This is a genomic window from Paraflavitalea pollutisoli (assembly GCF_029360705.1).
GTDB lineage: Bacteria > Bacteroidota > Bacteroidia > Chitinophagales > Chitinophagaceae > Paraflavitalea > Paraflavitalea pollutisoli.
In genome coordinates this window covers 1408847-1424448 of record NZ_JARKMX010000008.1, presented here as the reverse complement: position 1 = coordinate 1424448, position 15602 = coordinate 1408847, and the positions used below count along the sequence as shown (strand labels likewise).

10 protein-coding genes are annotated in these 15602 nt (G+C 51.7%); 3 read left to right on the top strand and 7 right to left on the bottom strand.

Features of this window, described 5'->3' with window-relative positions; translation table 11 throughout:
* Nucleotides 1–47 precede the first annotated feature (47 nt).
* Nucleotides 48–884 (top strand): rhomboid family protein, encoded by an 837-nt coding sequence (locus P2W70_RS19420; RefSeq protein ID WP_276483173.1) that lies wholly within the window; start codon nucleotides 48–50, stop codon nucleotides 882–884.
* Between the two features lie 68 nt (nucleotides 885–952).
* Here P2W70_RS19420 and P2W70_RS19415 read toward each other — a convergent pair whose 3' ends face one another.
* Nucleotides 953–2671: a M1 family metallopeptidase gene (locus P2W70_RS19415; protein WP_276483172.1), complete on the bottom strand. Its 1719-nt coding sequence runs from the start codon at nucleotides 2669–2671 to the stop codon at nucleotides 953–955.
* Nucleotides 2672–2766: 95 nt separating this feature from the next.
* On the opposite strand from P2W70_RS19415, the gene P2W70_RS19410 reads away from it, so the two are divergent.
* The gene (locus P2W70_RS19410) at nucleotides 2767–4371 is read left to right on the top strand and encodes an ABC transporter substrate-binding protein (RefSeq protein WP_276483171.1); all 1605 of its coding nucleotides are present in this window, start codon (nucleotides 2767–2769) and stop codon (nucleotides 4369–4371) included.
* A 6-nt stretch (nucleotides 4372–4377) separates the two neighbouring features.
* On the opposite strand, the gene P2W70_RS19405 is transcribed toward P2W70_RS19410, so the two are convergent.
* Nucleotides 4378–5085: a LytR/AlgR family response regulator transcription factor gene (locus tag P2W70_RS19405; RefSeq protein WP_276483170.1), complete on the bottom strand. Its 708-nt coding sequence runs from the start codon at nucleotides 5083–5085 to the stop codon at nucleotides 4378–4380.
* Nucleotides 5063–6232, bottom strand: a complete 1170-nt coding sequence (locus tag P2W70_RS19400; protein ID WP_276483169.1) for a sensor histidine kinase — start codon at nucleotides 6230–6232, stop codon at nucleotides 5063–5065. The genes P2W70_RS19405 and P2W70_RS19400 overlap by 23 nt, the downstream gene beginning before the upstream one ends.
* 236 nt (nucleotides 6233–6468) lie before the next feature.
* On the opposite strand from P2W70_RS19400, the gene P2W70_RS19395 reads away from it, so the two are divergent.
* Nucleotides 6469–8319, top strand: a complete 1851-nt coding sequence (locus tag P2W70_RS19395) for a redoxin domain-containing protein (RefSeq protein ID WP_276483168.1) — start codon at nucleotides 6469–6471, stop codon at nucleotides 8317–8319.
* Between the two features lie 77 nt (nucleotides 8320–8396).
* Here P2W70_RS19395 and P2W70_RS19390 read toward each other — a convergent pair whose 3' ends face one another.
* From P2W70_RS19390 to P2W70_RS19375, 4 genes are all read right to left on the bottom strand, one after another.
* A complete protein-coding gene (locus P2W70_RS19390) occupies nucleotides 8397–11588 on the bottom strand; it encodes a glycoside hydrolase family 2 TIM barrel-domain containing protein (protein ID WP_276483167.1) in 3192 nt (1063 codons plus the stop codon).
* Nucleotides 11589–11610: 22 nt separating this feature from the next.
* Entirely contained in the window at nucleotides 11611–12606 is a 996-nt protein-coding gene (locus P2W70_RS19385) for a glycoside hydrolase family 43 protein (protein ID WP_276483166.1), read from the bottom strand.
* A gap of 53 nt (nucleotides 12607–12659) precedes the next feature.
* Nucleotides 12660–14219, bottom strand: coding sequence for a glycoside hydrolase (locus P2W70_RS19380; RefSeq protein WP_276483165.1), 1560 nt, complete (start codon nucleotides 14217–14219; stop codon nucleotides 12660–12662).
* A gap of 126 nt (nucleotides 14220–14345) precedes the next feature.
* Nucleotides 14346–15587 carry a DUF4998 domain-containing protein gene (locus tag P2W70_RS19375; RefSeq protein ID WP_276483164.1) on the bottom strand — a complete coding sequence of 414 codons (1242 nt, stop codon included), beginning with the start codon at nucleotides 15585–15587 and terminating at the stop codon, nucleotides 14346–14348.
* Nucleotides 15588–15602: the final 15 nt, after the last annotated feature.

Below are 15602 nucleotides of genomic sequence, written 5' to 3'. Positions count from 1 at the left end.
CGGTGGGAACATGGGCGGTCCCTCGCCCCAAAATACCCCTGTGAACCATGGCGACCGTAATTTTAATATATCTCCTCATCGCGGCCAACGTAATAGTATCCTGGAAAGGGTTTAAAGACCGGGCGTTTGTAGACCGCTATATGTTCAGCGTGGATGGCATTAAGCTGTTCAAGCAATACGATCGGCTGTTCACTTCTGGATTTCTCCACGCCAACTGGCTACACCTGATCTTTAATATGCTTGCGCTGTATTTTTTTAGTGGCCCGGTAGCTGCCGTACTCGATTGGTGGGGTATGCTGCTGGTGTATTTCGCGAGCCTGATAGGAGGCGACCTGCTTTCCCTGTTCATACACCGCCACAGCGGTTCGTACAGTTCACTCGGAGCCTCGGGTGCGGTAGCCGGGTTGATCTTCGCCACCATTGCCTTGTTCCCCGGTATCGATATACCCCTGATCGTTATCCCCATTCCCGGCTGGTTATTCGGATTGTTGTTTGTCTTGTTCTCCATTTATGGCATCCGGTCTCGCAAAGGCAATGTAGGCCACGACGCTCACCTGGCAGGTGCGCTGGTAGGGCTGTTGGTAGCCATCCTGCTGCAACCATCCGCCTTGATCAACAACTATATCACCATCCTGGTCATCGCGTTGCCGGCGCTGGCTTTCCTGTACTTCATCATAACGCGTCCGCATGTATTGTTTGTAGACAATCTGTTCTTTAAAAGGCAACAGCACAACTATACGATCGATCAGAAATACAACGAAGACCAGCACAACCGTCAGTTGGAGATCGATCGCATCCTCGATAAGATCAACCGGACCGGCATGCGCAGTTTAACCCGCGCAGAGAAAGAAAAACTGGAAGACTATTCTAAAAAGATTCGCTGATAGGCGCCACGTCATTAAAAAGCCCCGCTATTCCTGGAACAGCGGGGCTTTCGGTATAACGCAAATCATTAATTTACTTTCTTCGTGGTGATGTAGAAGTTTCTGTCGGCTTCAAAAGTCTTACCATCATACCACTCGGCCAGTGTGTTCGACTTCCATTGCTCCGTAGGCTCGATCAGGCGTACCTTGTCATCGGCCAGCTTTACTTTCACCGGCATATTGAAACCAGGCACACAGTTCGTCCACCGGTAGCTGATGACGGGACCTTCGGTTTTGTATTCCAGTACGGGTATCTGCGTCGTGCGAAGGTATTGATCATACACTTTCGAGAAATCACGGCCAGCCTGCTTGCTGATATAGTTTTCGATATCTTTCGTATCGACGGTCTTGTGGTAGAAAGTCTTGTTCAATCCACGCAGTATCTGGCGGAACTTTTCATCGTCGCCGATGATATTGCGGATGGTGTGCAGCATATTGCCGCCCTTGTAATACATATCGCCGCTGCCTTCCTGGTTCACGCCATAATGCCCGATGACAGGGATATCGTTGGCGATCGCTTTGCGCGTACCGATCACGTAGTCGTTGCCAGCTTCTACACCATATTCGCAGGTGGTGAAGATGGTTTCCGAATAATTGGTAAAGCTCTCATGGATCCACATATCGGCAATATCGTTGCTCGTGATATTGTTGGCAAACCATTCGTGACCGCTTTCATGCACAATGATGAAATCCCATTTAAGTCCCCAGCCAGTACCGGAGAGGTCGCGGCCACGGTAACCATTCTGGAAATTGTTGCCATACGCAACAGCACTCTGGTGTTCCATACCGAGATGCGGCGCTTCCACCAATTTGTAACTATCCTCATAAAAAGGGTAGGGACCAAACCAATGCTCGAAGCATTTCAACATGGTAGCAGCTTGCTTGAATTGCTCTTTCGCTTTCTCCAGGTTATAATCCAATACCCAGTAGTCGCAATCGAGCTTGCCTTTTTCTCCGGCAAAGTCTTCATGCCAGGTCGCATATTTACCGATGTAGGGAATGATGTTGTAGTTGTTGATGGGGCTGGTGACATTCCAGGCATAACTAACCAGGCCATTGCCGGCCGCACGCTTGTTGACCAGGCGTCCATTGCCCACTGCTACCAGGGTGTCGGGCACCGTCATCGTCAGTGAAGCACCTTTATCAGGTTCATCGCTCTGGTGATCCTTGCAAGGGTACCATACACTGGCGCCCAGGCCCTGGCACGCCACGCTCATCCATGGACGGCCTTGTTTGTCCTTTGTCCAGATCCAGCCACCATCCCAGGGCGCACGGACCGCTTCACGCGGTTTTCCGTGAAAATGCAAAGCCAGCGTAGGATCTTCGCTATTCAGGTGCTGGTAGAATGACTTTGTCTCTGCCCACCAGGCATTGCCTTCCCGGCGAAGGGGCGCTACAAAACGCGTCATCGATTTGCCTTTATGCAGTTCGAATACCACACTGTCGAGGATCATCGGCTCCTGCAGGTCGATCTGCATCAGGGTCGTATTGGATTTGCCGGTCTTTTTGATGTGCATGTACACCGTGCCGCCGATGGTCTTGCTGGTATAGTCGGGCGTCACGTGTATATCGTACCGTTGTACGTCCCACCAGATTCTTTCGGGACGCAGACTGCCACGCAGACTGTCCTGCCGGGTAAAACCTTGTTTCTGACTAAGGGGTTGCGCGGAGCAGGAACTGGCAATGGCCAACAAGCCGACTGTCGACAGGGCGGCCGCTGGTCTGGCGAGACCAGCAAAAAAACGCACAGCATTAATTTTGATACGGTTCAAAGCGATATGTTTTTGAAGTGCTAAATTTAGCGCAGAATATGAAAGTTACCCCACTAATTTTTATTGGTTGTTTGGCGTCCATCACCCAGTTCACCGCCTGTGGTGGCCGTTCTGCCGGATACGGCCAGGTATTCCGCTACAACGAGTACAGCGGCATCGCCTCACTCGATCCTGCATTCGCCAAAAACCAGTCCGTCATCTGGGCCGTACACCAATTGTACAATACCCTCGTTGAAACAGACAACAACCTGCGCATCGTGCCATCGCTGGCGTATCGCTGGGACGTGTCCGACGACAGGTTGACCTATACCTTCCACCTCCGCAACGATGTTTATTTTCACGACGATGCCGCTTTTGCCGATGGAAAGGGGCGCCGGATGACGGCCTACGATGTGGAATATAGCTATAAGCGGATCGTAGATCCCGCTACCGCCAGCAGCGGCGCCTGGATCTTCAACAACCGCATCGCAGCAACAGACGGTTTTAAAGCGCTCGACGATTCCACGTTTCGGCTCACCCTTTCGCGCCCTTTTACACCGGTACTGGGATTGTTGAGCATGCAATATTGCTCGGTCGTGGCGCGGGAAGCCGTGTTACGATATGGACCGGATTTTCGTAGCCATCCGGTAGGCACCGGCCCCTTCGCCCTCAAGGTGTGGGAAGAAGGACAAACGATGATCATGGTGAAGAACCCCCGGTATTTTGAAAAAGATAGTGCCGGCAACCGCCTGCCTTACCTCGAAGCCATCAAAACCAGCTTTTTCGATAGCAAGGCCACAGAATTCATGTTGTTTCGGCAGGGACAACTCGACTTCATTAACGACATTGAGGCCTCATTCAAAGATGAAATACTGACGAGAAAGGGACAACTGCGCACCGATTGGGAAGGCAAGATCCGCCTCACCAAACATGCCTACCTCAATACTGAATACCTGGGTATCATGGTCGATAGCAACAATGCCCTCGTACGACAATCTCCTTTGCGGATGAAGGCCATCCGGCAGGCGATCAACTACGGGTTCGATCGCCGCAAGATGATGATGTACCTGCGCAATTCCATTGGTACGCCAGCCGAAAGTGGCTTCATCCCCTCCGGCTTACCATCCTTCAATGATTCCATCGTAAAGGGATATACGTTCGATCCGGACAAAGCACGGCGTTTACTGGCAGAAGCCGGATTTCCCGAAGGCAGGAACCTGCCCGCCATCAAACTGCTGACCATCGCCATCTATTCGGACCTCGCCAGTTTCATAGCCCGGCAGCTGGAAGAGGTTGGCCTGAAAATACAGGTAGAGGTCGTACAGAAAAGCCTCCTGCTCGAGCAAACCGCCAAATCACAGGCATTGTTCTTCCGGGGCAGTTGGATGGCCGATTATCCCGAAGCTGAAAACTACCTGAGCGTATTTTATGGCAAGAACCCGGCACCCCCCAATTATACCCGCTATAACAATGCCGCCTTCGATAAATTGTACGAAGCGGCGATCATCACCGAAAACGATAGCCTGCGCTATACGCTGTACCAGCAAATGGACCAGCTTGTCATCCGCGACGCACCTGTGGTGCCCCTTTGGTATGATGAAGTGATACACCTCGAGCAATTATGGGTAAGCGGCTTTCCGGCCAATGGGCTCAACCTGCTGGAGCTGAGACGTACAAAACTCAACCGGCCCCAATAAGGCCCGTCATCCGGTAGGTTCGCTACCGTTATTGATTGATTTCAATAGGTCGTCTTTAAAGCTGAGACCCACCGGTAGGTCGAGGTCGCGCATTTCCACCTGGTTGTTACGGATGGCCGTAATGAATGCGATCGATGCAATGTAGGATCGGTGGATCCGGATAAATTGTCCGTCGGGCAGGATCTTCTCGAAAGCCTTCATGGTGGAAGATACCATCATACTGCCCGTGGTCAGGTGCAACTTGATATAGTTCTGCATGCCCTCCACAAACCGGATATCACTGAACAATACTTTCACGAGTTTGTGCTCCTGGCGCACAAAAGTGTAGTCGGGCGCCGGGGGCGCAGCTACAAAAATCCTTTCCTTATAACGGGCCCAGGCCTTATCAACCGCCTGCAACAAACGTGGCAGGGCGATCGGTTTCAGCAGGTAATCCACCACGTTGAGTTCGTAACCTTCCATGGCATATTTGTCGAAGGCGGTCGTAAAGATCACCAGCGGTGGATTTTTGAGCGAGCGTAAGAAGTCCGTGCCCGATATCACCGGCATCTTGATATCGAGGAACAGCAAATCGATCTTGCCGGTCTGCAGGGCCTCGTAGGCTTCCATGGCACTGCGGCACACACCGCCGATCACACAACCCGGTATAGACGAGATATACGTGCTCAGCAGCTTCCTGGCTTGTGGTTCATCATCGACGATCAGACAATTCATAAGTGGGTGGGTATATGGTTAGGGTGACAGAAAAATGGTGGCCACTATCGTCGATCTGCATTACATGACGACCGGGAAAGTAATGCTGTAGCCGCTTTTGCACATTTTGCAGACCAATGCCCCCACGGTGCGTAGTTGAATCACGGGCATAGTCGTTGCTGCACGTGAATCGCAGCACGTCGGTCTGGGTAATCAACTGTACATAAACATTGGCCGCGGGCAAGGAATGGCTGAACTTAAATGCATTTTCGACCAGGGGCATCAACAACAAAGCCGGTAAAGAGTAGGAGAGGGTGCCCGCCTGTATATCGGATTGTATCGTTGAAGCCTCATCATACCGTACGGCCTCCACGGCCATATAGTGCTGCAGCAATTGAGCTTCCTGTTGCACGGCCACAAACTCACTTTGACAATCGTAGATCGAAAAGCGCAACAACGCCGCCAGCCGGTTCAGCAGGTCGACCGACTTCTCCTTTTCATCATGAATGATGTACGATTGAAGGTTGTTCAGCGAGTTGAACAACAGATGCGGATTGACCTGCGCCTTGAGAAAATTCAGTTCCAGCTGAATATTCTCTTTTTCCAGCTGCACCTGTTTCCATTGTTGGCGCCAGGCGTAGCGGATAAACTTGATGGCGAGTGGAATATAGATGATCGACAACAGTCCGGTGAGGCTGCTGAAAAAGTATCTGAAGAGTGCCGATGGGTTGAGTTGATGGGCTAGCAGTCCTTGCAGAAAGTCCTGCCCCGAAAAGAAGCCGCCTTCCCGGCCGTAGAGCGACACCAGCAGGTCGATGTGCAGCGTGCGCAGCACAACAGCCACCGCATAATAGGCAACAAAAAGACTAACGGCGGCAAACCATCTCCTGCGTTGCAACAGGGGCACAAGGCCATACACCAACGGATAAAATAACCACAGGCTGAGCAAAATGCCGGTGAAGGTGATCACAACCGGTTGGTCGACCTGGATATGTACCACCAGGTTCTCCCGCAGCCAGTAAAACAACAGGAAGGTCCAGAAACAGGTGTGCAGGATAATACGGTACCGCCGATCAGTAAATGAGCGCTCCCAGGCCCGCAGGACCCATTTTTTGCCGGGCCTCAACCAGGTAAACGGACGGATATGAAGGGCGGTGCTGCTATTCATCGTGCTGATTTAAGGGGCATAAATTTGATCCATTTTGTACAATTACCACCAGGATGTTGACGAACGGTTAGATGACTCGTATCAATCCGTTGAATCCGCTGACCAATCCGGTAGGAGAGCAGTCGAAACCAACTGGCCATCCAAAACCAGCGGATTGATAAGGTTGATCAGGATATCTGTCAAACATTTTTCGGGAGGTATCGGTTTCGGGGTTCTTTTGAAGAAATAATCATCGTATGTATGCAACACCCCGGGGCCATTCGGGCCTGCTTCAAAAGATAAGAAGAATTTCGTTAACAGGCGCTTTAGGGATCGTAAGTATCATCAGTTGGGCACAGGCGGGTACCGTACAACCCGATCGCCCAAGTTGGGGCGATACCTTGCAGGTGAGTTACGATACGGGGCACGCTGCTGCCCGGTTGTGCGGTCCGCGACCCCTGTTTGCCAAAGTGACTGCCTGGATGCAGGACGGCAGTTATCAGTGGCAGGTATTGCCGTTATCGCCAGATGGAACTGTCAACAAAACCTGGGCGATACGCGCCGGCACAGCGTCTTTGACAGTACGCTTCTACACGCTGCAACAGGACGATGAAGCGGCGGGTGGGAAAAAGTACCTCTATGATAAATCAACCGGACAGCCCGTCGCGGGCGCGTATTGGGAAGACTTCTTCACCGCGCCCATACGCCCCTTGTTTGTAAAGGAGCGGGCGGCCTATCCACAGCATTACCTGGGCTATGCCAAATACTTCAACGTAGTATCCATGCTGCTCGGCACGGAAGACAGCCGGAAGACCATCGATTCTTTAATGCCGGAATTGGAAACTGCCCGGACGCGTACGACCACTCCAGCACCCGGGTTGCTGGCGGCGCTCTGTGTAGGGTATGCCAAAAGCGGCAGGCTACAACAGGCAAAGCCCGTATTGAAGCAACTCTTCGATCGTTACCCGGCCGCTGCCGAAACAGACCTCGCGTTTTCTTTGTACAACTATGAGTATTATAAATCTTCCGGTAAGCAAGTGGAAGAGGATGTGCGCCAACAGCTCAAGGCCATCTACCTGCAATTTCCCGCCGCGGCTTTAAGTGGCAATACCAATGTAACCTACTACCTGGGGCAGGAAAAAGATATACCGATAACTGCTTTCGAAAAAGCCCTGCTGCCGCGCTATGCGGCCGGTAGCCTGGCCTATTACGGAATGGATAAACTGCCGGAGCTATATATTGACCGGGGCGTGAAGCCAGACAGTGCCAAAGCGATCCTGCTGAGGGTGATCGATGATTGGCATACCGGCGCCATTAATCACCAGTACCGCTTATCATCCAGCCAATACAGTATGTATATGCCGTTTTTACTCCTGCTGCTGACAAAGGCCGAATGCCAGCTGTCGCAATATAGGGAAGCAGCCTTACACGCTTCTGCCGGTATCGCGCTGGTTACCGGTAGCAACTACCAAGGCAACCTGTTGCCCGATCTGCTGGCTATACGGGCACGGGCCTATCGCGCCAGTGGTAACCTCAACCTGGCGTTGGAAGACTACAAGCAGCTCTATAAAATGGGGGGCGAAGCCTTCGCCGATTCGATCAGGGCGATCTTTGCAGAATGCACCCTGAAAGAAAAGAATGCCACCATTTTACTTGCCTCATTGCGACAAAAGGCACCGGCACCGACAACAGCAGTTGCGGAACAAGCCCCCAGCTTCCAAGGGGTAGACCTGCACGGTAAACCGGTGTCTTTGGAAAGTCTGAAAGGTAAAACGGTTGTCATCAATTTCTGGAGCATCGGTTGTGGCCCCTGCATTGGCGAAATGCCCGAACTGAATAAACTGGTCGACAAATACCGCAACGATTCAAACGTCGTGTTTCTCGCGATCACGGGAGATAGCAATGAACACCTGCAACAGTTCTTTAAGAAGCGGCGTTTTCAATACCACATCGTGACCGAGGCCGGAAAAGTACAGCAGGACTATAAGATCGAGAGCCTGCCAGTACATTTGGTCATCAATAAAAATGGCACGATTGTCAACAGATCTGTGGGAGCGCGCGCCGATATACTGACATACCTCGATGGCGTTATTCGCAACAATCCATAAGTCTGCTAACACCAATAAAAAGGGGCCACGCAACGACGACGCGGCCCCTGACACTAAACGTACGGATTACTGAGTTCTCAAAAAGGTTCAATCAGGTAAGAGAAGTAGTAGTCTCCATAGGGCAACAAGTACGGCTGCATGGGCATAGAGCGCCAGCTGTCGATACCGCCAACCCCCATCTGTTTCCAATCGATGTTCAGTTGGGTTTGCGGGCGCTTCACCAGGTCTGCAGCATGGCGTTGCTGTCTTTTGGCGCCATCGTCCAGGTCACTGTCGAAGTAGTGGAGGGCGCTGATGCTTAGTAACGAATCTGAACTGATACGGATGCCGTGCCCTTTTTTATTGCTGATGCGGTACCAGCGGATATCCGTTTTGTTGCCCGTTTCCTGTGGCATTACATAGGGAAAATATTGTTCCGTAACTGTTTGCTGGTATACCCCGACATGTGCACTGAAATTCCTGTCCTGGTAGTTCTCCTGCGGACCGCGACCGTAATACTCCAGTTGCTCGAAGCCGGTTGGTAAGATCCAGGTCATGCCAAAGCGCGGCATCACGGGGATCTTTCCAATGGAGTCCCTATAGGCCCGGATGTCCTGCCGCACCAGGATCTTGCCGGCAGCATTGATCACGTATTGCTGGTGCAGGATGGCCGATACGGAGGGAAGCCGGTAGCTGGCGGTAATCATCGCTATACCGTTGTAGAGCGTGTCCCGAAAATCGATCAGCTCGGGTGATAGGGTCGCGTCTTTCCAGGCCTTCAATACCTTCGGCGTATTGGCGCCAAAATCATTGTCATTGGGTGCCCGCCAGAAATTGGGCCTTGTGCGGAAAGCTGTATCGAGGAGTGGAGTACCCAGATAGAGGAACTGTTTGATCGAACCAGTCGATTTGTCGAAAGTTATTTCCGCTTTCTTGCTGCTGATGGTCAATAGATCTCCGGTTTGTTGCCGGGTCAGCACCCCGTCACTGGTGATATTGGCCACCAACAGGTTGAGTTTTCCCAATGCGAGCTGTTCGGTCGCCAGGATATGTCCGGCGGGTACCAATGGTTGGGCTGTCTTACTGCGATAGGTCAGGTTCAGGAAGACTTCACCGTTAAGCGGGCGTTTAATGGGGAGATAAAGTCGCCCGGTCTGCTGCGGCAACACCTGGATATGGTCAATCGTACCCGACTGTTGTTTTTTGCCATCCACTATTATGTCCCACTGCAGTGTCACATTGGAAAGGTCAGTGAAGAACTTTTCATTGAAGATCGAGATGGAATCTTCTCCAGCCAATGAAGTATGAATATCCTGGTACAGCTTTTTCATTTCCCAGGCATGCGGATAGGGCGTCCGGTTGGCATAGAAAATACCTTTGGAGGCATAGTTCCAGGAAGTGATCGCTTCCTGCGGTTCGTAGTCGCCCCCATACGTATATACCGTATCGCCCTTATCGTTCACCCGCTGAAAGCATTGGTCTACAAAATCCCATATATAGCCACCCTGGAAATGGTGGCGGTTGTTGCGGATCACCTGCCAGTAGTCCGTGAAATTGCCCAGCGAGTTGCCCATCGCATGTGCATATTCACACATGATAAAGGGGCGTTGCGGACGGGGATTGTTCTTTACGTACTCAGCCATACCGCCAGGTGTAGGATACATCGGTACCAGGATGTCCGAATTCCATTCCCAGGTAAAACGACGATAGTCAGCAACTGCTCGTTCGTATTGAACAGGGCGGCTCTTGTCCCTGTCTTTCATCCATAGATAACAACTGTAGAAATTATAGCCATTACCCGCCTCATTGCCCATGCTCCAGATAACGACCGATGCATGGTTCTTGTCGCGCTCCATCATGCGCTGTACCCGAAGCAGGTGCGCATTCATCCAAGTAGGCCGGTTGGCCATCGTCCAGGTAATATCATACCCCATACCGTGCGATTCGATATTGGCCTCGTCCACCACGTACAGTCCGTATTGATCGCAGAGATCGAGCCAGGTCTCACTATTGGGATAGTGGCTGGTGCGCACTGAGTTGATATTGTACTGTTTCATCAACAGGATGTCTTTGATCATGGCGTCGCGCGAAATGACCTGCCCCGTTTGTGGGTCGGTTTCATGGCGGTTGACACCCTTGATCAAAATAGGTTGGCCATTTACCAGCAACAAACCATTCCTGATTTCGACCTTCCGGAAGCCGATCTCCTGTGTCGTCATTTCCAGTAATTGCCCATTGGTATCTTTGATCCGGATCTGCGCCTGGTACAAAACAGGCGTTTCAGCAGTCCACAACAACGGTGCTGCAACAGGAATGCCAAACGACAGTGTTGCCGAATCAAAAGACTGCGTTTGCGTGGCGATGGTCTTATTGTCTTTTACCACGCTTACTTCTGCTTTCAAGCCTTTCGCAGGAGCCTGATTGAGCAGCAGGCTCACTTGCAGCGTAGCGTTTTTATACGCATCATCGAGGTCGGGTCGTAGTTCCACATCGTATAGATGCGTCGTGTTGCGGGCTGCCAGGTAGCAACTGCGGGTAATGCCACTCAGTCGCCACATGTCCTGGTCTTCGATATAATTGGCATCACACCAACGCATTACTTTTAAAGCGATCAGGTTGGCGCCTTTTTGCAGGTAAGGAGTGATATCGAATTCGGATGGCAGTTTGCTGTCTTCTCCATAACCTACATACCGCCCATTGACCCATACCGATAGGTTGGATTTTGCGGCACCAATATGGAGTACCACTTGCTTACCATCCCATTGTGGCGGAATGGTGACTGTTTTGCGGTATACGGCTGTAGGATCAAAGCTCATGGGCACTGCCGGCGGATCCATCCTCCGCATCAGGTAACGGAATTCGAAACCTGACGTGGTATACATCGGGAATCCATATCCGTGCATCTCCCAGTTGCCTGGCACTTTAAAGAGCGGCCATTGCCTGTCATCGTGCGCCGGCTGTTCAAACCCCGCTGGCAGATCGGCGGGTTTGTCTACGTATTTAAACTTCCAGTTGCCATCGAGGCTTAGGTAGTTTTGCGATTGTTGCCAGTCACCCTTACTGGCAACGGCTTCGCTTTCGTAGCTGTAGAAACTGGCATGCATGGGCATCCGGTTTTGCTCGATGATGGTTTCATCGAGCCAGGGTATACCGGGTTGTGCAGTGGTGGTGTCGGAGCGACGGTTGCTCCTGCCCGCACCCGTTAGGGTAGGGCTCGACTGAGCCGTGGCTTCCAAAACAAGGCCCATCCAAAGAAAAACGAAAAACAGGCTGCTGCGATAGTTCATCATACAAGAGAATTGTCGGTTGTTATCAGCCTTTTTTGTTGAATTGTTGCAGGTTCCAATTGTCAACCCATTCAATGACCACCTGGCCATCCTTGAATTGGATGGGCAGCCATTGATAACGGCTGTCTTTCAGATCCTTTGGATTCCAGCGGTCGCCCATATAGATGAACGTATTTTTTTTACCGGGTACCGGAAGTACATAGGTCGATTGGCCACCGAATGTCTTGTTGGCATTGGGACCAGTCATTGGATCACCCACCAGCGTCCACGGACCAAAGAGCGACGAAGACGTATGCAGGCTGGCCTGGTTGGGCGCCCAGCCCGTACAACCACTGGTGATCAGGTAGTACAATCCCGCATTCTTAAATAATGCAGGCGCTTCACGCTGGCGTCTGAATAACAAGCTATCCTGCGTTGTTGGCGACAAATAGTCGTCGGTCAGTTTGGCGAGACGCAGGTCCATGTTCTCATCCGACGAATAGATATGGTAAGCGCTGCCATCATCATCTACAAACAGGTTCATATCACGCGACATATTGCCATTGGGGCGGAAGCTTTTGAGGAAGGTAAAGGGGCCTGCAGGTGTGGAACTTACAGCTACCGCGGCACGGGCAGCAGCATAACCACGCCCCCGCAACTCCAGGTGTACCCACATCACATATTGCTTCGTTTTTTTGTTGTAGATGACCTTCGGTCTTTCCATCAGGCAACCCTCTGCAATATCGCTGGTGGTATCCTGGGAGGGTGATAAGGCCAGGCCTTCAAATTGCCAGTTGTACAGGTCTTTGGAGCTGTATACGTTCACTCCTTCAGATTGGCTGCGGCCACGCTTCTCCCCATACCAATACCAGGTTTTGTGTTGGTACAACAGGCCGCCACCATGGGCATTGATGACCTGACCTTGCGTATCGAGCCAAATGGAGTCGGACAGGATGGAGGATTTTTTCGTTTGCTGTGCATGGGTAGAGGAGCTGCCAAGCATCCATGCCAGGATGCCAGCGATCAGTGCTTTCTTCATCATTTCAATATTTTTAAGATGGCATAGGCAAGCAAGCGGATAGAAGGGCAGGCCTATTACTTGTCGAGCACAAACGTCGTTACCGATCGGGCAGGCAGGTTGATCGGGTGTTTGATATCGGGAAGGGGGTATGCCTTCAGGTTGTCGGCTGCGGCACCAGACGTCTGGTATTTTCGCAGCGACCTGATCTTGCCGAAATGTTTAACATCGAGTTGAATGTCCTGCGTGTCGGTGGTGTAGTTGATGGCTACCACGACCAGTTGTTGGCCATTGGAATAAGCTGATAACATAATGTGTTGAGAAGCCCCCAGTTCATCACGGTGGTCGCTGCGCGTGGTCACTATGCGTTGCATGCCGGGCCTGATGAACCGGCTGTAGTTCCCCATGGCCCACAGCCCTTTTGTTTGCTGAAACTCTCCGTCGGTATGGGTGTCGTTGGGCTTCAGGGATATCAGGTAATAGCGGGTATCAAAATCGGGATTGCCCGGTTCGTAGCTATTCCACAGGTGCCAGGCACTCGCATTGGCCACGGTAAAGTCGGTATGGATCATCTTGGCCAGGAAGAGTGCGCAGTCAATAGCGCTTCTCCGACCCCTGGTTCCCTCCCGGAACCCATCGGCCAACATGGAATATTCAGTTTGCCAGAAATCAACACCATATTGCCTGGCCGTATCACGCAACTGTTGGCGTACCCGGATGCGGTTGGTGTCGCCGGCATCGGTAAAGTAGCTATGGCCACCCACAAATGGAGCCATGTGCGCAAGCTTTGAAAGCTGGCGGGGACTGCTCTTACCAAAGAACTGTTGTATTTGCGTTGAGGCAGGACTGTTGTTGCGGAAGAGATAGTCAAGTGTGCCCGCTTCGGTGATCATGATCTGCGAGCTGAGCTTTTGCGTGCTGAGGGCACTGTCGAGGGCCAGGGATATCTTGTAGATGTCCGCATTGTGCCAGGGACTGCCTTCCTGACTGGCCTCTCCCGGTTTATTGCTCCAGTCCCATTGGGGTTCATTGACCGGACTGATATACTTAAAGTGCAATCCTTCCTTGTCAAAATGTTTGAGCACGTCAGCCAGGAAACCAGCGTAAGCCGGATACCGGTCTTCACGTAGGTTGGTCTGGTAGTCCTTGACCGTCTTAAAACCGCGACCATTTTTGGTGAATTGCACCGGTGGGGTGTTCGAAAACGCGATCAGGTTCTCTACCCCATATGCTTTTGCTTTTTTTACAAACCATACATAACCCGCTTGCTTGTTCCAGTCATAGGTGCCATCCGGGTTTTGAAAGCATTCTACTCTTTTTCGAAAATCTTTGATGCCGCTGCTATCCCCCTGTTCCGTGGTGCCACCGCCTATATTGAAGCGCCAGGCCGAAAGGCCGATGCCTTGCGGGCTGCCGTCGGGGCTGGTGGCTTTACTGAAAAGCCATTGGGCGATCTGTTCTTTCTTGGCATCCGGCCAGTATTTACCGATGCCCTCCGAAAACCAGCAGCCGGAAGCGCCGATATTGTCGATCACCTGGGCTTTGTGTTGAAGGTTGATCGTAAAGGTGGTCGTGGGCTTGGGTTGTGCCATCAGTCCTGCGGGAAGGCAGAGCAGCAAGAGGGAAGGTAATTTCATGTGTAGGTAAAACGTCTTTAGTATGGGTAATGAACCTTATTCGACGATGGCAATACAGGCAATCTTGCGTGCAAAAAAAGGAGAGGGACCGCTGGGCGGCCCCTTCCTGTAGAAATCAGCACATAGTTATTCTTTCAGGAAAGCGAGGGATACATTCCTGACCTTGAAATAAGAACCGGTAGAGCTATTGCCTGGCATATTGGCCACAAAACCGATGCAGACATCTTTTGCTTCTGTCACTTCAAATTCGATGCGGGCAGTACCACCAGAAGCCATGGTGGAGAAATTGTAATAATAGGTCGAGGTCGTGACGTTGGCGTAGTCTGGCAAGGTATTGCCAAAGTTCACCGCGATATACTTCGTACCGGCATTGCCCAGATCATACACCGGTACCGAGAAGCGCCATTTGCCGGCATAGGGGAGGTGAACGACCTGGTAGATCTTGCCATTGTTGACAGCCGGTAAGCCCCACCCACCTTCCATCGACAATACACCGGCTCCGCCGCGGTATTCATAACCGCCATACGTGTTGGAGCCAGCGTTTTTTACGTCGGTAGATGTGGTCCAGTCTGCCAGTATACCCCAGCGGCCATTATCCCAGGAAGAGCGCTGGAAAGGGCTGCCGGCATTCTTCACCAGTTGCGTAGATAGGTCGATCCAGGCTGCGCCGGATACGGGTTGGTACTTGTCGAATGGAGTATAGAACGTATCGATACAGGACGAGTCGGGTAGATACCAGCTGCGGAAGATCACCTCGCTGCCGTACTTGTGGTCAACCAGGAAGGTGTCAATAGTGGCAAGCGGTACATGACAGGCCATGCTGTCGCCTGAGGTCGAGAGATACCGTATTTCGGTATTGATCACGCCAGTCGCTTTGTCCATGCCGACCAGCGAGACGCCGGTTTGCAGATCGGAGTTGAGTACACTGTTGATGATACGGCGGTTGATCAGCGATTCCTGGTAGCGGCTGCCATAAGAAGTCGCATTCATGAAAGAGGAGATCGATTTATTGCCGTCTGCGTCGAAGGTGACAAATTCGAAGGTTTGTTCACTTTCGGGAATGTTGTCGATGACTCTTTCTATCATGCCCCCGGCTTGTGCATGTGTAACGGCTACGGTAACGGAGTCTGCCCGGCCTCCCCAATATACCTTGTATTGAGTAATCCGTGGATCAGCATTAAGTTGGGCAATGAACTTGATACGGTTGCGCCCGGAGAACATGCTGATGCTGTCGATTCGGCCGGTGTAAGTCTTTTCACCGTCTTTGACATATTTCTCTTTGTAAGCATCCATTTTAGAGCAGGCTGCCAGCAGCAAGAGGGCTGCCAGGAACACTGCTGTTATCGGATGCGTATAGGATCTTTTCATTGTCTGCTGTTTGAT